Annotated in this window: 13 protein-coding genes and 1 pseudogene; 2 read left to right on the top strand and 12 right to left on the bottom strand. The window is 34.5% G+C overall.

Annotated features, from left to right (window positions below; genetic code table 11):
* Positions 1-2: 2 nt before the first annotated feature.
* The 4 genes from AC6CHR_RS03220 to AC6CHR_RS03205 form a co-directional block, all read right to left on the bottom strand.
* Entirely contained in the window at positions 3-1,454 is a 1,452-nt protein-coding gene (locus AC6CHR_RS03220; RefSeq protein ID WP_498247039.1) for an acyl-CoA reductase, read from the bottom strand.
* Positions 1,454-2,533 (bottom strand): LuxE/PaaK family acyltransferase, encoded by a 1,080-nt coding sequence (locus AC6CHR_RS03215; RefSeq protein WP_498247038.1) that lies wholly within the window; start codon positions 2,531-2,533, stop codon positions 1,454-1,456. Before AC6CHR_RS03215 ends, AC6CHR_RS03220 begins: the two co-directional genes overlap by 1 nt.
* 966 nt (positions 2,534-3,499) lie before the next feature.
* On the bottom strand, positions 3,500-4,693 hold the full coding sequence (locus AC6CHR_RS03210) for a Ger(x)C family spore germination protein (protein ID WP_498247037.1): 1,194 nt from the start codon (positions 4,691-4,693) through the stop codon (positions 3,500-3,502).
* Between the two features lie 38 nt (positions 4,694-4,731).
* The gene (locus AC6CHR_RS03205) at positions 4,732-6,333 is read right to left on the bottom strand and encodes a spore germination protein (RefSeq protein ID WP_498247036.1); all 1,602 of its coding nucleotides are present in this window, start codon (positions 6,331-6,333) and stop codon (positions 4,732-4,734) included.
* A gap of 169 nt (positions 6,334-6,502) precedes the next feature.
* Here AC6CHR_RS03205 and AC6CHR_RS03200 point away from each other — a divergent pair, with 169 nt between their 5' ends.
* Positions 6,503-7,600, top strand: coding sequence for a GerAB/ArcD/ProY family transporter (locus AC6CHR_RS03200; protein ID WP_498247035.1), 1,098 nt, complete (start codon positions 6,503-6,505; stop codon positions 7,598-7,600).
* Between the two features lie 70 nt (positions 7,601-7,670).
* A complete protein-coding gene (locus AC6CHR_RS03195; protein ID WP_498247034.1) occupies positions 7,671-8,768 on the top strand; it encodes a GerAB/ArcD/ProY family transporter in 1,098 nt (365 codons plus the stop codon).
* A gap of 204 nt (positions 8,769-8,972) precedes the next feature.
* Here the strand turns inward: AC6CHR_RS03195 and AC6CHR_RS03190 are convergent, their stop codons facing one another.
* From AC6CHR_RS03190 to bglB, 8 genes and pseudogenes are all read right to left on the bottom strand, one after another.
* Entirely contained in the window at positions 8,973-9,104 is a 132-nt protein-coding gene (locus AC6CHR_RS03190) for an IS3 family transposase (protein ID WP_498247193.1), read from the bottom strand.
* A 162-nt stretch (positions 9,105-9,266) separates the two neighbouring features.
* Entirely contained in the window at positions 9,267-11,318 is a 2,052-nt protein-coding gene (locus AC6CHR_RS03185; protein WP_498247033.1) for a glycosyl hydrolase 115 family protein, read from the bottom strand.
* A gap of 263 nt (positions 11,319-11,581) precedes the next feature.
* Positions 11,582-11,697: pseudogene (locus AC6CHR_RS03180) on the bottom strand (carbohydrate ABC transporter permease); the annotation flags it as partial.
* Positions 11,698-11,793: 96 nt separating this feature from the next.
* The gene (locus AC6CHR_RS03175; RefSeq protein ID WP_498247032.1) at positions 11,794-13,074 is read right to left on the bottom strand and encodes a Gfo/Idh/MocA family oxidoreductase; all 1,281 of its coding nucleotides are present in this window, start codon (positions 13,072-13,074) and stop codon (positions 11,794-11,796) included.
* Between the two features lie 685 nt (positions 13,075-13,759).
* Positions 13,760-15,058 carry a TRAP transporter large permease gene (locus AC6CHR_RS03170; protein ID WP_498247192.1) on the bottom strand — a complete coding sequence of 433 codons (1,299 nt, stop codon included), beginning with the start codon at positions 15,056-15,058 and terminating at the stop codon, positions 13,760-13,762.
* 45 nt (positions 15,059-15,103) lie between these two features.
* Complete coding sequence (locus tag AC6CHR_RS03165) at positions 15,104-15,610, bottom strand: TRAP transporter small permease (protein WP_498247031.1); 507 nt, start codon at positions 15,608-15,610, stop codon at positions 15,104-15,106.
* Between the two features lie 14 nt (positions 15,611-15,624).
* Positions 15,625-16,620, bottom strand: a complete 996-nt coding sequence (locus AC6CHR_RS03160; RefSeq protein WP_498247029.1) for a TRAP transporter substrate-binding protein — start codon at positions 16,618-16,620, stop codon at positions 15,625-15,627.
* Positions 16,621-16,704: 84 nt separating this feature from the next.
* Positions 16,705-17,811: a beta-galactosidase BglB gene (bglB, locus tag AC6CHR_RS03155; protein WP_498247028.1), complete on the bottom strand. Its 1,107-nt coding sequence runs from the start codon at positions 17,809-17,811 to the stop codon at positions 16,705-16,707.
* Positions 17,812-18,362 lie beyond the last annotated feature (551 nt).

The following is an 18,362-nucleotide window of genomic DNA, read 5'->3' as shown; positions in this document are numbered from 1 at the left end:
TCCTAATCTACATATAAAGCCAAACTTTCTGCATACTCTTCTGCACTATGTTCTAGATCAACCATGTTCACTAAATCAAGTAAATTAAAGCGTCCATCATGATGCCATCCTGCTTCGGGAGATGTCATATTTCCGAGACCCGTTATACGTGTTACACCTGCTCTTCCTAATAATTCAGTAATGGAAAATAACTCATAAGGAGTTGCAGCAATGCCTACTGTCTGAAGATATGATCGATGGGTTTCAATCATCGGTATGACATCATGTAACTCGTCCACTTCAACGACTTTAATCACCCTATTTAAACAACTTGGTGTTAGTTCTGCTTCACTACCTCCAAAAACAACGGTCCACGAACCACTTTCTCCCCCTAATACTTCTTTTTCTAGATTTGTAATCATGCTAAACTCTTCATTTTGTCTCCATTCTGCAAGACTTGCTCCTTCTTCGATAGAGAGAGATCTACGAGGATATCTTTTCTTAAAGCCCTCTAGTTCATGGGCTAAATATCTAGCAAACTCTCTTGGCGATACATTCCCGCCCTTTTGTACGTAAAACATATGTGGGGAATAACAGCCTTGCTGATCATATCGAATCACATCATATGCTGAATCACGTACCGTTTTCGATGCCTTTCGTGAGTCAAGACTTACCTTTGAAACCATTCCGAAACTTATTTTATGGCCAAAGGGAAGGAAGCGAGTTGTAATAGGTACACGACTTTTAATCGATTCTAGTGATTTGTTTCCACCATATGCTAAAACGATATCTGCTTGTTGAAACAGCTGTCGTTCCTTTTCTACATCTCCACCCTGCCACCAGATAACGGCAAAACAATTTGTAAGTCTTGGTTCTACTTCTACCAACATTTTTGCAAACCAGCCGGCAAATAAAGGTTCAGCACTAGGTAGCTTTCCGATCGTACCCGATTTTACTAAAAGACTCGATATGAAGCTCCAAAGCGGTAGAGCAGGTACATTTCCTGCCCAAATTTGCACCGTCAAATCAGCTCCAACTGCTTTAGAATATCCTCTTTTAACCCTTGGCTGAAAGTCATCCAGGATCAATGGATTTCCAAAATCCTCAACTAGAAAACGTTGCAAATTTTGCTTGCGAAATGTTTTCAAGTAATGGGTAAGTCCGATTCTTATTAGTTCTTCATCATAACCTGTCACGATTGGTAATAGTTTTTCCGCTTTTTGACGGTAGGGATTTCTTCGATCAAGAAGCTGTTCAATAACTCGATCTATAATTTGAACGATTTCAGTTACGGTTAGTGTCTTAAGTAAAGTGGCACTAGCCTTTTTCACCATTGCTACAACTGTGTCTGTTTGCCTGTCAGATAATACCGGAACTTGAACTTCTACCTTCTCTGATTTCCCCTCAAATGTTAATGTTTTATATTCAAGCTCTTCTTTTTGAAAAGAAGGAAGATAGCCAGCTATTTCCTTCATTAAGAAAACCCCTTTGATGCACGGAGGAACTCATCAACAGCAATCGAGCATCCTTTCGCTTCTGCTCCTTGAACTCTACCTAATAACAGAAAACCTTCTTCTTTTTCCATTCCGAGATCTTCTGTTAAAATCGTTGTCACAGAATTAAAGTTTGCTATATCACAATGAACTAACACTCCTTTTTCCCCTTTAGCCACTTCTTCTCCTGTTAATGGATTGACCACTCTCGTTCGAATCCAATGAGGACCTGACTTAACTGATGGAACAACAGTATTGCCATTATCATAAAATTGCGTACTAAGCTCTGTCATGCCATACATATTGATACAAAGAGATGTATCAACACCTAATAACATTGATAATTGTGAGTAAAACGTTTCTAAATCTAGTTCCTTCGATTTATTTTTAAAGCCACCTGTGTCTAATATTCTACTTCCTGCTGGTAAGGTAAATGACCTTCCACGCGCTTTTAGCTCTTCAAACAAATGAACAAAGCTAAATGATGCTCCAAGAAGGGCAAACGGCTCATTAGAATGTATAGCTTGTTCAAGTTCTCGCAGCAATGGCTCAATTTGTAAGCCCTCCTCATTTACAAAATAGTGGCTAGCACTTGTTCCACATTCTTGAAAAGCCAATGCTAAATAATGTGACAAAGATGAGTTTGGCATTTCCTCTTCATTTGGAAAGAGAATTCCCATTTTCATTCGGTCATGTCCATTCATAAAGCGAGCTTTAAAATTTTTCAACATGGACTGGTTGTAAACTTCTAGTACGGGATGATAATGCTTCCCTCTTATACCCTTTGTAGTCCCACTAGTCATGAACACATCTTCTGCTTTTTCTGGATCTTCACAGCTTAAGGTAAGTCCCTTAAATGCATTAATCGGGACAGCAGGGATATCCTTCCATTTCTTAACCATTCGAGGTGTTTTCCCTTTTTGACGGCAGTACATTTGATATGGAATGTTATGTTTGTATTGATAACGGAATAATTGTAAAGCATGATCGTTAAATTCATCTTCAGATGGGTCATCATTCTCAATAAATTGAAGAACACGATTGACGATTTCTTGACTCAATTTAGATTTATCCTCTCTTTTGTAAAATTTCTTAGTTGAATGTATGTGATTTTCCCCACAAAAAATTCATTATGTAGTTATCCACATATTGCAGATACCTTTTATCTTTCTTGTAAGTTGAAGTGAAATAAAGCAGATTTAAGCATTTAAAAATGAAACCAAAAAAGGCACTTTGCAAGGCGCAAAGTGCTCATAGTTTACCTAATCACATTCCCTACGCTGGCATTATCCAACAGGTTATCACGGTCAGCAACGGAATAGTTGCAATCTCAGCCAGCTTCCACTAGCCCCCGAAAAAAAATAGAATTTAAACGTAGTGTACTTAATTTAAAGGAAAAAAACAAGGGTTTTACTTTCCTCGTTATTATTGAACCCTTGTTGATCTAAGAATGAATCATTAGGTTCGTTCCTTTTTAAGGAAAGGCTGTTTTCGCAAAGATTGTTGTTTTCCGTACAACGTAATAATGTACAAGTTGTACGTATATCTTCTTGCTCTTTTCGCTAAATTACTCTGATATCCCACTGGAGATTGCTTGAATTTACATAGTACTATAGAGCAACAAACTTTTAGAAAAGAGCCTAAGGATAAAACAAAATGAATGTGAAATAACAATTATTTGGATTTCCCTTATTTCATAATCAATCCTTATGCTTCAAAATCCTTTATTTTAGCATTAAGACTTAGAACCTTTGCATAATACACAAGTACAGCTAGTAAAAGTGGACGGAACAAAGAACAATAGGCATATAAAGAGAGCTTTTCACTTAGCAAAGGAGGAGTTTTTAAAATTCAACTTACCCTTTATTTCATTCTATGTTAAAAACGATTTAGTTTTCACAATTGTAAATGACAAAGTGGAAATAAATGAGGGATTTTCACCTTTTAAGCTATTTCTGCTATATATTCACTTGAAGTTTAATGTTATTTTTATACTTTTTTTGCAGAAGTAATATTCTACCCCCTAATTACTTTTTCATCGGAGAATTACCTATTGTCCCCATCCCTTTAATTTCAAGCTTTACTTTAACATCAACTGGCATGGAAATAAATTTTTTATCCCAATCATTCTTTTCATTTTTCCAATATTCAGGATTTGAACGGTGAATGGCTTCACCAAAACCAAAAATGTCGACTTCAAAATCTTGGGCTTTAGAAATGGCCATATTAATTAACTTTGTAATATCTTGTTCTGATCTTTTTTCTAACTCATCGATAGTTTTTGGGTTTGTTATATCAAGCTTTTTGCATCCAACATCGCCTATGTTACCTTTGGCTTTTATTTCAACCGTTCCTTTAGGGGTTCCTTTCTCAACATTTCCTTTTAGTTTTGCTTTTGTCCGAATTAATTCTATCCCAATTGTACCTTTTTCATCTGGACAAGCAAGTTCACCAAGAGTACTTTGAACATTTCCAAGGATATAATTTAGTCCTTTGCTTTCATCTTCATTCAACCAACCAACTAACTTATCTTCCTTAAAAACGGCAATATTGTTAAATTGTAATTCGACATTAGGATGAATTTGTTCGACGTTTTCTTTCAGTTCTCCTTCATGGTTTTTCCCTTCGATTACAATTCCAGTTAGTTTAGGATGAATCCCATCACTTGCGATTTCTCCAATGAGTTTATCTAATGTCACTGTTATTGTTGGTGCCCATTCTTGAGCAGAAGTCTCAAGAGACGAATATAGTTTGTTTGCAGGAAGAACCTCTAATGGTGTTAGAACTTTTAATATATTTTCTGCTGTCGAATCTCTTGCTATCACAACGAAAAAATCGGTCCCCATTTCATGATCTCTTAAAAAAAAATCAAGCATCTCACCGATACCCTCTTTAGCTTGCTCTTCACCAATTACAAGAATTTGAAGGTGAGCTCCATAAATTTTCCTTGGAGAAATGGTTGTTATTTTTCTTATAGCCTTAAAAAGGGTATCTCCTTTTTCATGCAATGTAATAACTGGTGATCCTTTCCCCCCCCTTTCTTTGGAAGCGACTGCACCCGGGCTAACCACTTGTGCTGTAACAGTATATTGATTATCTGATTTATCTACTCCCATTCCAACCATAATAGCGATTTCATTTAATTCCCTTCGATTCCAACAACCTGTTAATGAGGTAAGGAAAAAGATGAAAATAATAAATAAACCTATTTTTCTTTTCATTTGAAGAATTCTCCTTCCATATCCTACTTTTTAAAAAACTACTTTTTCTTTTGATCATCTGGTTTAGGTGAAGGTGTGTCATCTCGACTCACATTTTTCTGGCTAATTAAGCTAGGACGAGAGGACATTCCCCAATGTGGAAACCGAAGTATGGCATCTTTTTGATCTTTTAAGATAAAAGGTGCAAAAGGAGCCATATATGGTACACCGAACGAACGTAAGCTACATAAATGAATACTGAGGGCAATTAATCCTACAATAATCCCAAACAACCCTAAAGAAGCAGCGAGTGGCATAAATAAAAAACGTAACATTCTTACGGAAATAGCTAAATTGAAGGAGCCAACGATAAAGCTTGATATAGCAGTAATAGCCACGACAATAACCATTGCAGCGGAAACAATGCCCGCATCAACCGCAGCAGTTCCAATGACAAGAGTTCCAACAATCGAAACTGCTTGTCCAATAGCTTTTGGCATACGTACTCCAGCTTCTCGTAATATTTCAAATGTAACCTCCATAATGAGTGCCTCAATAAAAGCAGGAAATGGGACACCTTCACGCTGGGCAGCCAAACTAATAAGCAGCTGAGTAGGTAGTATTTCCTGATGGAATGTCGTAATTGCAATATATAGTGATGGTCCGAATAATGCGATGAAAAAGCCAAGAAAGCGAAGTAATCGAAGCAGTGAGGTAATACCTGAGCGTTGGTAATAATCTTCAGGTGTTTGAAAAAATTGAATAAAAAGTGCTGGCACTAACAAAGTATTAGGTGCCCCGTCTACAAAAATTGCGATGCGACCTTCAAATAAACCGGCTGCAGTAACATCAGGACGCTCTGTATTGAAGATAGTTGGAAAGGGTGTATAGGTTTCATCTTGAATTAATTCCTCTATATATCCTGTAGCAAGAATACTGTCAATGTCTATCCGATCAAGTCTCTTTCTAACTTCCTTAACTAATTTCTCATTGACAATCCCATTTATGTATGCTATACAAACATTTGTTTTTGAAATAGTTCCAATCTTTCTCGTCTCGAACCAAAGGTTTTTATTGTTGATCTTGCGGCGAAGTAATGCAGTGTTTGTACGTAAACTTTCTGAATATGCTTCCTTTGGTCCCCGTATTGTACTCTCACTAGTTGCTTCAGACACTCCACGATCTTTTCCACCTGCCATTCCAATAGCAAATCCATGTGTAAAACCGTTTAACAACAGGACAACTTTACCTTCTAATAGAGAAGAGAATAAAGTGTCTAAATCTGACAGCTCTTTTAAATCCCCTACAGTTAAAATTGAATCTTTCAAAGTCTTGAAAGGGTATTTATCTATTGTCCCTTCTTGGTCTAGAGGAATGTTTTTTAAATGGATCATTAATGATTCGAGAATAAAATCCTGGATGGAAGTTGCATCAGTTAAACCTTCTATATAGAAGATTGCTGATTTTATTTTTCCTTTTTCTCCAATTTGAAATTCTCGAGTGATAATATCATCACTATTGCCTAGTGAATCTTTAATAATTCGTATATTTTCACTAAGATCTACCTTTATCTTTTCATAGTTAAATAGTTCATCCGTTTGAGGTTTTGAGTATTTCAAATCTCCTACTTTTTCACTTCTTGATTTCCTAAAGAAACTCATAATACACCTCTGGGCGTTTTTTAAATTATTCTTCACGTAGATAAGCCCCATTATTCATAAAAGAGAGCTTTTAAGCCAAATGAGTAATTGGTGTGTTCACATTGTTTATAAAGAATAGGTTTTGACGATGATAATCAAAGTAAATCTGTTTTATAAGGGGCAAATGTAAATGGAAAAGTCTAGAATAAGCTCATTTCAATTATTTAGTTTAATTGTCTTATTTGAGCTTGGAACGGCCCTTATTGTTCCGTTAGGGGTGGAAGCAGAACAGGATGCTTGGTTGGCTGAAGTGTTAGGAATGACTGGTGGGATTATAATTTTATTAATACTCTTTAGTTTATATTCTAAATATCCTAACCTCGTATTAACGAGCTATTTGAAAAAGATTCTAGGAAAACATGTTGGATTTGTAATTGGATTTTTATATGTTCTCTTTTTTATATATGGGGCATCAAGAGATTTACGTGATGTAACTGAACTTATCTTGTTTAAATATAATGAAACACCCATTTTATTGATTAGTGGAATTTTAATGGGTCTTGTATGCTATGCATTGTTTAAAGGCATTGAAGTATTAGCAAGAACCGGAGAATTATATATTGGATTTATTTTATTTATGATACTTTTTACATTTGTCCTAACTGTTATATCAAAAAATGTCATCAGGATTGATAACCTGCTTCCTGTGTTGGAAAACGGATGGAAGACGATATTTTCAACTGCATTTCCTTCTCGTGTGATGTTCCCTTACGGTGAGCTTATTTGTTTTACAGTCATTTTTCCGTACCTGAATAATCAGAAAGATGGAAAAAAGTATGGGTTAATGGCCCTTATTGTTAGCGGGATAATATTAACCTTAACTGTTATCGTCGAAATAACTGCATTGGGTACTGACAGATTAAAAATTGTACTGTTTCCATTATTAGATCTAGTAGAAAGAGTAGAGATCGGAGAATTCATCCAAGGTTTAAGTGGAATCGAGATGATTGTATTAATAATTGGCGTTTTTTTTAAGGTTACCATTTTTTCTTATGCGGCAGTAATTAGCTTAACTGATTTATTTAATGTGAAAAGTCACCGTATTTTTATAATACCAATTGGTATTTTAATTATAATGACCTCGATTCTGATAGCTGATAATTTAGTTGATCATTTAAACCAGGGGAAAATGGTTCTAAAGACAATCTTTCCTCTTTTTCAGTTTTTTATCCCGTTCTTGTTAATAAATGTAGCTATAGTTAAAAAATGGATACGAAAAATAAAATAGTTTGCTACTATTTGTTAATAATTAAATTTTCAAGATTACTTAATCTTTTATTGGAGGTCGATTTGGTATTGTGGAGAAATCTAAAATAAGTCCTCAACAATTATTTTGTATCCTAGTATTATTTGAATTAGGAACGGCTCTTATTGTTCCAGCAGGAATAGAGGCAAAACAGGATGCTTGGTTAGCGGAATTGGTAGGATTGGTTGGCGGAATTGTTTTATTGATAATGTACTATTATTTATACCATCAATTTCCAAACTATTTAATGACTAGTTACCTAAAGGAAATATTAGGGAAACATATTGGCTTTGTTGTTGGCATATTCTATATTCTTTTTTTTATATATGGTGGATCAAGGGATTTACGTGAAGCAAGTGAGCTAATCATGCTTCATTATACTGATACCCCAATGGCTTTTCTTAGTGGTATTATGATGTACCTTGTATGTTATGCATTGTATAAAGGCATAGAAGTTTTGGCAAGAACAGCAGAGCTCTTTTTTGGAATCTTTTTTCTTTTACTATTAATAACCTTTATTGTAACTATTTCTTCAAATGTTATTCAAGTAGAAAATTTGCTACCTTTTTTAGAAAATGGCTGGAAACCAGTCTTAACTTCTGCCATTCCTGATCGAGTCTTTTTCCCTTATGGAGAATTGATCTGTTTTACGCTTATTTTTCCATATTTAAATGATCGGAAGAGCGGAATGAAATTTGGTATTGCTGGTTTACTATTAAGTGGTGTTATATTGACTTTTACGATTCTTTTAGAAATTACCGTATTGGGTGTACACGGATTAGAAAATTCAGTGTTTCCCTTTTTGAATATAGTTGAAAAGATAGATATCGGTGGATTTATAAATGGACTACAAGGGGTTGAAATGATAATCCTAATCATAGGGGACTTTTATAAAGTAGCCATATTTACCTATGCAGCTGTCATAGGTTCAACTGATTTGTTTAAAGGAACCAGTCACCATAAGTTCATATTTCCGATAGGATTACTTGTTTTCTCTACATCAATCTTTGCAACGGAAAATATAGTAGATCATTTAAAACAAGGTAAAATAGTTCTAAACTCCATTTTTCCCCTCTTCGAATTTGGTATTCCTTTTATGTTGATCATTGTATTTATTCTTAGATATCGACTTTTGAAGAAAGAAAGGTGAATGACATATCTACTTATAATGTAGGAGTTAACCGTAACAAAAGAACAACTTGTATAGAATAGGATACGTGCTCGTTATTATATAGATCTATGATTGTTGATAGATACATCATAGTTGTACGTGACGGTAAATAGGTAATGTCTGTAACCCACTTTTCATTTTGTTTAGTTGCAGTGAACTTTCACTGAAGGAGGTTTTTCACAACTATATTGCTCTCACGACTAATATGTTTTTTTCGTTCATCTTCACTTGGCATTGTAAATCATATTTCTGCATAATCTTTTGAACAGCCTTAAGGTTTACGTGAATATTGTACTTTCTCTTTAAGGTGGGTATACGTCAGTCAATGTCTAGAAAGGAGCGTATAAAGCAAAAATTGGCAGGCATGAGTCCGGTTCAATACCGAATTCACACAAGCCAATTAACAGCTTAATATATAACTAACTTTTAGGGGTCACAACAGAGAAAAACCTTTTGTTGTTTTCCAAAAGAAATCTTTTATTCAGTATTATCATGCCTCTCTTCCATTTTATTAACTAATTCATCATCCATCAGTTGTTTTGTTTTATTTGTCAGTAGCATTACCGAACTTTCTCTGGTATCGGTTAGATACCTTTTTTCCCACTTATAAAATGTTGGTCCATCCCCAAATATTCTAATATATCTACTTACAGTTTCTAACGTATAAAAAGTTAATGAACTATTCGTTAGACAATCGTTATCATAAAAACCATTCCACTTATCATAGGTTGGCTTTTTCATAATATCCATTGTTTCCTTTATCTGTTGAATAGCTTCATTAACAAGCAGAAATGCATCTAGATACTCCTTTGTTCGATACGTTTCAAATGCTTTTGTAAGGGAGTAAAGAGCCTTGCAACCATTCTTATGAATCTGCACTTGAATGAGTAACTGATCATGTATTCTTTTTTGTTCGATCGTACTCGCTTCTCCTACCAAAACCTTAACATTCTCCAGTAATGATTCCCAGTTGGATAGTTTTCCTTCAACCTTATTTTTAAACCAGTCAAATTGTTCTTTTAAGTCAGTCTTTTCTGTTGCCCAATTTAATTGTTTCGTACCCTCTTTCCCTTGAGAAATGATCCATTGATTAACAAGATATCGGATTGTAAAATGATAGAATTGTTCACCCGCACGTTCATCGTTAAAGTTTCCATACTGAATAATAGCATCAAAGTAAGCATTCATATACTGACTCATTTCTCCCGTATATGAAGGATAGTAGTTGGAAACGTACCCATTTAAAAATTCATCAGAATTCATTTTCCCTTTATTCCATAGTTGACTAACAAAATCTAAAAAATATAAATGTGGTCTAATATTTCCACAGTTTACAATCAAGAATTCACTCATATCATGGTCAAAAGCCTGATTTAGCTCATCATTTACGAAGGCTGTTGAATTAGGAAGCATCGTTAAATGATTTGAAGCTTGCAGATCATAAAATGTTACATGATAGTAGATCCCATGCGGGCCTATATCTTGTTTGGAAGGAATTGAAGGGATTCTAGGGTTGTGACTCCCTTGTCTTCGCGTCACCATTTTCCCATATCCACTATCCGCCCAAATTTTGATTACCCCTTCAGGCAATTCTAATAATCCCTTTTTGTACAATTCAGTTATTTCACCGTATAAATTGACACAGCAAATAGGATCGTTCTGAAATTCGGCAATCATTTCATATTGGTCCCTCATAATTTTGGATATGAGTGCTCCCCTTTTCTCATCCGTATCAAACGTCGGATCATCTACCCAAAATGGACGATCGCCCTGTCCTCTAAAACCGATATTCCATATTACCTTATCATTTTTCTGTTCGATAATCGCATCGTTCCATAGCTTTTTAAATAAGACTTCGTTTTCTACATATAAAGGATTTTCATTAGGGAAAACTCTATTAAACATTTGAGCACCAAGCGGTTCTGCATGGTGATGTGTAATCCATAGTCCCATCTCACTAGCAATATTTTTATAGACGGGATTTTCAATATCCGTTCCAGGTATCACCATATTCCCATGACATCTCAATAATGCCTCAAATACCATCTCCCATACAATGGTGTTAGAATTCTTATATTTCCAATTTGAAATGAGAACCTCATCATTGATGAACCAACCTCTAAACCTAACTTTGGCTACATCTGAAAGATAGTGGACGGGGTTAATTTTAATCAATGATTTTGTCGAAGGTTCACAGTCATTCCAAAACCAAAACTTGTCTACACCTAGAAACTTTTCACTTACATGAAGCATTCCATAGATGATTCCTAATTCATCTATAGAAATCACTCTTATTTCAGACAAATCGTCGGAGAACTTAATATAGTACTGTTCCGCTTTTAGGTTGTCATGATTCTTTTCATCCAAAATGAAAAGTATTTTGGTTTTTCTATGGCTACTATTTCCTTGCAACACTTTGTTCTTATCTCTAGTCAAGACTTTTAGGAAATGATTAACACTTATTAATTCAGGACCTTGATAATCCAGACATGTTTCCTTGTTGAATATAAAGTATTTTCCATTATTCATAATGATTACCTCTCTATTCCTTCATTCTTGTAACCCTTAGAAATTCGACCTAAATAGGCAACTTTTAAATGAATCTAAACTATTTTTCCCTATTTCCTATTATTAGATAGAGAGATCAATATCCCTCATTGCCAATTTTAGAATGGGCCATCTTGATCCATTCCTGAACACTATTTACAACTCCCATGAATCCTATTCAGCTCATACATTTTCCGAAAATCACCATAAATTTATTGAAAAATCCTAATCGGTTAGCTAATAGACTAACCCTTTAATCCACTTGTACTAAACCCTCAACTACATGTCTCTCGAATAAAAAGAGAACAACAAATACAGGAATCAGTGTTATGATTGACATTGCAAACATCGCACCCCAAGACAACCCCTTTTTTAATTGTGTCATTCGAGAACTGATCCGTTCTTATTATCCCATTCGTCCATGGTGACTGTCTCCGTGCCTATTCTCTATATCATCTTAAAACTTAATTAGTTCGTCTACTTTTACTGCTTGACCTGTATTAAGAGAGATGTTTCCTGCAATTCCAGTCAAAATAGACATCGCACCATCAACATGTGTTGCTGCACGTTTGAATTCGTCTTCAACTGGTGTCCCGAAAATATCTCGTAAAAGAATAGGATCTCCCCCACCATGTCCACCTTTTCCTTCGACAACTTCAACTTCATAAGGCTGACCAAACATTGGCATAACAATGATAGATTTCTCTTTTACTTTTCCTTCGTCATCCTTGCTACCACCCGAATTAATGTAAGACTGCTCCCGAATCCGAACTTCAATTCTTCCTTTTGTACCGTTAATCGAAACAATGTAGCCTTCCCATGGTAAATAAGCGTTTAGAGAATAGTTTAAGATTGCTTTGTTTTTGTATGTTACCATAACACCAAGTGTATCTTCGATGCTAATTCCGTCTCCGAAAACACTTTGGTCACGTTGGTAACCATCTTCTTTTTCCGCATCCAAATACATAGCCTTTAAGTGCTCATTACCTTCCAAGTCAATTGCGAATGGATCATCCTTCGCATACTCACTTCCATGTGCACGTTGATAAAATTGGGTAACGCCTCTAGATTCTGCATTTTCTCTCCCATAGAAACGAAGTCCTCCAGATGCATAAACCGTTTCTGGCTTTGTATCTAGCCAAAAGTTAACTAAGTCAAAGTGGTGCGTTGATTTGTGAACAAGTAAGCCACCACTATTGCGCTTATCGCGGTGCCATCTACGGAAATAGTCTGCACCGTGTTGCGTATCTAAAGCCCACTCAAAATTAACGGAATTTACTTGGCCAATCACATCATTCATAATTAGCTCCCGAATCTTAGTATTATGTGGTGCATATCGATAGTTGAAAGCAACACGAACTTCTTTTCCGGTTTTGTTAATTGCATCAATAATAGCTTGGCATTTTTCAACGTCCACTGTCATTGGCTTTTCAGTAACAACATCACAGCCTAATTCCAATGCTTTAATAATGTACGTATGGTGTGTACGGTCGACAGAAGTAACAACTACCTTATCCGGTTTTTCTTCCTTAATCATATTCTCAAAATCAGTGGATAAGTATGTGTTAATTTTAGGATGATTGTATCTTTCTTCTAGTAAACAATTAGCATAATCCATTCTAGTTTGATTCAAATCACAGAAAGCAACAAGATTGCAAGTTTCCTTAAAATCTCTAACAATTGCTCCGTAGAAAAATTCAGCTCTTCCACCAGTTCCGACTAATACATACTTTTCCATTATATTCTCTCCCTTTATTGAAGGAACAAATTCCTTGTTCCATTTGATTTTTTAAACAGATTGATAGACAAGAAACTGTCATCCCCTGTATAGCAAGTAGAAAGGTTAGTCACATTCTTTAAGCATTTCAGATTTTGGGATCATATCCCTGAATTCTTCCATTTCAAAATTCCTAAACAAAAAGGATGAATACCAAAGCTACTATCCGGAACTTTAACTTTGCTCATATTACAGATCGTTTCACTTCTATAGCGTATTCATTATTCAAAAAGTTATCAAAAGATAAAATGATAGAATCTCTTTCTTACTAGATTAATATCTTCATGTATTTACGACAATAGTACATTTTTGTCCAAGGCAAATGAGGGGTAATACTTTTTTAAATAGAAGTGAAATCAGGGGGAACGGCATTCATCTTCCCATACCTTATTGAGAAAAAGTTGGATCATTTAATTCACTTAATGGTTTTACAACTCCCTGGATAAGGCTTTTTTTGTTTCAGTGTGAACAACTGTTGGATTTGACCATTTCTGCTTCATCAATGGCTGTACTATTCTTACTAGTATAGAAACTAGTTTCACTCAAAATTGTTGCTACTGACAAACCCATCATCACGTGAAATTAAGAAAGTGCAAAATAAATCTACCCCTCAATTTCAACACGAGGGGTAACAAGAACGGAACTATTACAAGCCTAATAAATTAGGTAAGAATAAGCTTATTTCGGGAATATAAGTGACTAAAAATAAAATAATAATGATCGCAACATAGAACGGAATTAACGGTTTTAATACTTTTTCTATCTTCACCTTACCTATGCTCGCTCCTACGAATAGCCCTGTGCCAACCGGAGGTGTTATTGTTCCAATACATAAATTAAAGACGAAAAATATTCCAAAATGTACTGGATCAATTCCAAGACTTGTAGCGATCGGTAAAAAGATTGGTGTAAAGATTAAGATTGCTGGTGCGATATCCATAAATGTGCCAATCATTAATAAAATAATCATAATACATGCAAGGATAATGAATTTATTGTCTGAAATGCCCAAAATAAGATTACTTAAAGCCTCTGGTATTCCCGTTAATGCCATAACAAAGGCCATACCTGATGAAGCAGCTATTAAAAACATAATAACTCCGGTCATTTCAACTGCTTGAACCAATACACTTGGTAATTGTTTAAGAGATATTGATCTATAAAAGACAAGAGCTAAAAATAATGAATAGACCACACATACTGCCGATGCTTCGATTGCTGTAAAGACACCAGAAAGAATTCCTCCGATGATAATGACAATCAATAATAAACTAGGAATAGCTTCAATTATGATTTTTTTTGCTTCTTTAAATGAAACCATCGATGTGATTGGATATTTTTCCTTTTTAGCAATAATATATGCAACAGCCATTACTGCTAATCCCCATAATATTCCAACAACATATCCTCCCATAAATAAAGCGGCAATAGAAGTTCCTCCACTTATTAATGAGAAAATAATAAATGCTGAGCTTGGCGGTATTAACATCCCTGTTGGCGCAGAAGCAATATTTACTGCTGTAGAAAATGTTTTACTATACCCCTCTTTTTCTTGTAGTGGAATCAACGTTCCGCCAATAGCTGTTGATGCAGCAATTGCTGAACCAGAAATAGATCCAAAAAACATATTTCCAATAATATTCGTATGGGCCAATGAACCTGGAATTCTTCCACCTAATAACTTTGCTAAATTCACGAGTTTGATAGCGATTCCACCATTGTTCATAATAATTCCAGATAATATGAAAAATGGCACGGCTAATAGTGAAAAGCTATCTAAACTTGTTACCATCTTTTGCGCTGATGTGAATACAGATACATCAAAAGGTAAAACGATTAATACTGTTGCCAAAGATGCTGTTGCTATACTAATAGCAATAGGTATTCCTATTACCATTAGTAGTGCAAATACGATAATTAAAATTAAACTAGCCTGTAACACCATAGGATACACCTGCTTTGATTTATTTATCACGCTTTAATGAACGATTTAACTTGCTTTTTTTTCCGCATTAATAATAGTTATTTTCTTCTTCTTGTTCAATAACTCTAGTATGTTGATCGTGCTATAAAAAAGAATAAATAATCCAGACAACGGTAATGCCAAATAAACAAAACCCATCGGTAAATGTAATGCTGGAGATATTTGTGCCATTGTTAGAAAAACAGCCTTTGCACCACCATAGACCATAATAACCGCAGAGAATAATACAAAAATCGATTGAATGACAACATCCAGCTTGATTTTAGAATTTTCAATCATTCGGTCTCTTAAGAAAGTAATGGCAATATGCTGATTTTTCCCGACAACATAAGCAGCTGCTAACATTGCAAGCCAAATTAAACTATATCTTAATAGCTCTTCTGTAAATGTACTTGGACTTTTTAAGATAAAGCGGCTTAACACTTGCCAACTTGAAACCGCTACCATAATAATGAATAAAGTACAAGTAAGAAATTCAATCACTCTATCGACACTTTTCTTTAAATTACTCATCATATCAACCTCTATCATTTATTTTCTTTCATATTTCTAATATCTTCATATAATTGTTTGAAACCATCTTTATTAGCAAACTCATCATGTAGAGGCTGTACAGCTTCTTGGAATGGTTTTTTATCAACTTCATTAAAAACGACATCAAATTCATTTTCAGATCTTTCTTTTGCTTGATCAACTGCTTCCTTCCAAACTACTTTTTCATATTCTGTAGATTCTGTCGCAGCCTCATATACAGCTTGTCTTTGTGCTTCTGTTAAGCTTTCTAACGTTTCATTATTCATAACCATGATGTCAGGAACTCTTGTGTGTTCATCATATGAATAATATTTTGCTACCTCACCATGTCCAGCTTCTGTTATAGCAAACTCATTATTTTCCGCACCATCCAGGATACCTTGTTGCAAAGAAGTATACACTTCACCACTATCCATAGGTGTTGCTGAACCACCTAATAATTCAACCATTTTTATTGCAGTTTGACTTTGCATGACCCTAATTTTTTTACCTTTTAAATCACTCGGTTTTTCAATAGGCTTTTCCGTCATATAAAAACTTCTTTGTCCTGAATCATAGTAGGTTAATCCTACAAAACCTAATTTTTCTGTTGAATTATAAATTGGTTTTACAATATCACTGTCCATAACATTATAAAAATGTGTTTCATCTTCAAATAAGTAAGGAAGACCAAAAATCGAATACTTGTCTGAAAAGCTTTCTAGTGCTGACCCACTTACTTTTGTTATATCCACTGCACCTGTTTGCGTTAATTCGATTAACTCCCGTTCTCCACCTAATTGACTATCTGGAAAATATTCCACAGTAACTTCACCATTTGTTTTTTTCGATAGTATTTCCCCAAACTTAGCCATTGCATCTTTTACTGGTTGACTATTACTAGCATAAGCAAATCTCAAAACTATGGAATCGTTCTCATTTTTGCTGTAGCCTGTAAATAATATTACAGACAACATGCCTACCAGTATGATAGGTATGATCTTCTTCATTATATTTCCCTCCTGAGCTTACTTCAGATAGCATAATAACCAATTCTATTATTCTAGTGAAATTTTTTTAAAAAAGGAATAATTTTAGTTATAATCGTGTAAAAATTCAGATAAGCAAAGGACTGCTAGTGATTGTCCGTATGGCATTGTCGTAATTTTGATTTCTTTATAAAAATGTAAGCTATCACCCATACCTGTTCCTACTGACACTTTTTGCAGGGCACCATCATCGTTAATTTCTTTAGTAATTCCTTGAATCGCTTTGTAAGCTACTTCCTTGTATTCTTGACTAATATAACCTTTATGAACTGATTTTAAGATGCCATAAGCAAAACCTGCTGTTGCTGATGCTTCTAGGTAAGATGTTTTGTCATTGATTAATGTATGCCATAAACCGCTTTCATCTTGAAAATTAGTCAACGCTTCAATCTGTCTATTTAATGTATCAATTAAGAAGTCTCTTAAGTAATCTCCTTCTTTTAAGCCTAAAATTTCAATAATTTCAGGAATAGCTATTGTAATCCAGCAGTTTCCTCTTCCCCATAATGCTTCTGCATAATTATGATTTTCTTCAAATGTCCAACCATGGAACCATAATCCTGTTTTTCGATCACTTAAATATTTAATGTGAATTAAAAATTGCTTTTTTGCTTCTGCGATATATTCAGGTTTATTGAAAAGTCTCCCTATTTTTGCCAAAGGTAATACGGTCATCATCAATGTGTCATCCCAAAGCTGATTTTTATTTTCAGGTCCGTATGTCATATGTTGTAGACCATCTTCCTTCGTGCGTGGCATATCATACATGACCCACTCTGCCCAATCCTCTAGGTAAGGTACAAATGTCTGATCCTTCGTTTCTTCATATAAAAATGCTAATGTTAAAAGTGGTGCCATTGTATTTACATTTTTAGGTGGGACACCTTCTTCGAATCTAGCTTCAAACCAATCAGTTATAATATTTAACGCCTTCTGGCTATTTGTTAGTTTCCAATATTTAAAGATTCCATATAACCCCACACCTTGCGGCCAGTTCCATACATTCCAACTCTTATCATCAACCACTAAACCATCGAAATTCAATAAAAATTCGCCCGTATTATCTGTAATTTGTGAAAGGTTATCCATTAACATATCAATATAATTTATTACTTCATTTTTTTCGATAAAAGCTACTACTTTCTGTCCCATTACTTTTCCCTCCAAATGAATAAAGTTAGTATCATCCATCAACCTTGTAAAAAATTTAAAAAGGGATAAAAACGTTTTCAATTTTCCATTCTCGTTTTTAATCTTTTTTTATAAACTTAATTTCCCTTTTTTCATTCACACTTTTTTGTTCATTTATTTCTTTAAATTGTTCATTTATTATCCTATTTGTTTGTTTATTTCCTATTTTGATTATAGGTAATATATTTCGATTGGTCAATGAATTTTGTAGAAATATCTGTTAATTTAATCAAATTAGTAGTCAATGTACTAGAATACCGAACGATTTGACCAAAATAATAATTGCTCATTACTCTAACTTCGCAGAGTGATATTAACAAAAATCCTTAATATTTTTATAAAAGCAACTGATCCATTGCTAAAGTTGACTTTTGATTAGTTTTTGTATTTTCTTAGTCTTATTCCGGACAAATGACAAGACAATGTATCGCGTAAACACAATCGTTGTAAAATCACAAAAGCTCCAATCCCTTACCTACAAAGGAATTGAAGCTTCTCATTCTTAGGCTAGT

The organism is Metabacillus sp. GQ13 (assembly GCF_059758525.1).
Note: the sequence above shows the minus strand (reverse complement) of the source record. Positions and strands in the feature narration are given on the sequence as shown.

What these genes read in the sequence shown, in the direction of transcription:
- AC6CHR_RS03170 (WP_498247192.1), bottom strand. Translation starts at nt 15,058, where the DNA reads ATGGTGTTACAGGCTAGTTTAATTTTAATTATCGTATTTGCACTACTA.
- AC6CHR_RS03210 (WP_498247037.1), bottom strand. Translation starts at nt 4,693, where the DNA reads ATGAAAAGAAAAATAGGTTTATTTATTATTTTCATCTTTTTCCTTACC.
- AC6CHR_RS03175 (WP_498247032.1), bottom strand. Translation starts at nt 13,074, where the DNA reads ATGGAAAAGTATGTATTAGTCGGAACTGGTGGAAGAGCTGAATTTTTC.
- AC6CHR_RS03220 (WP_498247039.1), bottom strand. Translation starts at nt 1,454, where the DNA reads ATGAAGGAAATAGCTGGCTATCTTCCTTCTTTTCAAAAAGAAGAGCTT.
- bglB (WP_498247028.1), bottom strand. Translation starts at nt 17,811, where the DNA reads ATGGGACAGAAAGTAGTAGCTTTTATCGAAAAAAATGAAGTAATAAAT.
- AC6CHR_RS03160 (WP_498247029.1), bottom strand. Translation starts at nt 16,620, where the DNA reads ATGAAGAAGATCATACCTATCATACTGGTAGGCATGTTGTCTGTAATA.
- AC6CHR_RS03200 (WP_498247035.1), top strand. Translation starts at nt 6,503, where the DNA reads ATGGAAAAGTCTAGAATAAGCTCATTTCAATTATTTAGTTTAATTGTC.
- AC6CHR_RS03165 (WP_498247031.1), bottom strand. Translation starts at nt 15,610, where the DNA reads ATGAGTAATTTAAAGAAAAGTGTCGATAGAGTGATTGAATTTCTTACT.
- AC6CHR_RS03185 (WP_498247033.1), bottom strand. Translation starts at nt 11,318, where the DNA reads ATGAATAATGGAAAATACTTTATATTCAACAAGGAAACATGTCTGGAT.
- AC6CHR_RS03205 (WP_498247036.1), bottom strand. Translation starts at nt 6,333, where the DNA reads ATGAGTTTCTTTAGGAAATCAAGAAGTGAAAAAGTAGGAGATTTGAAA.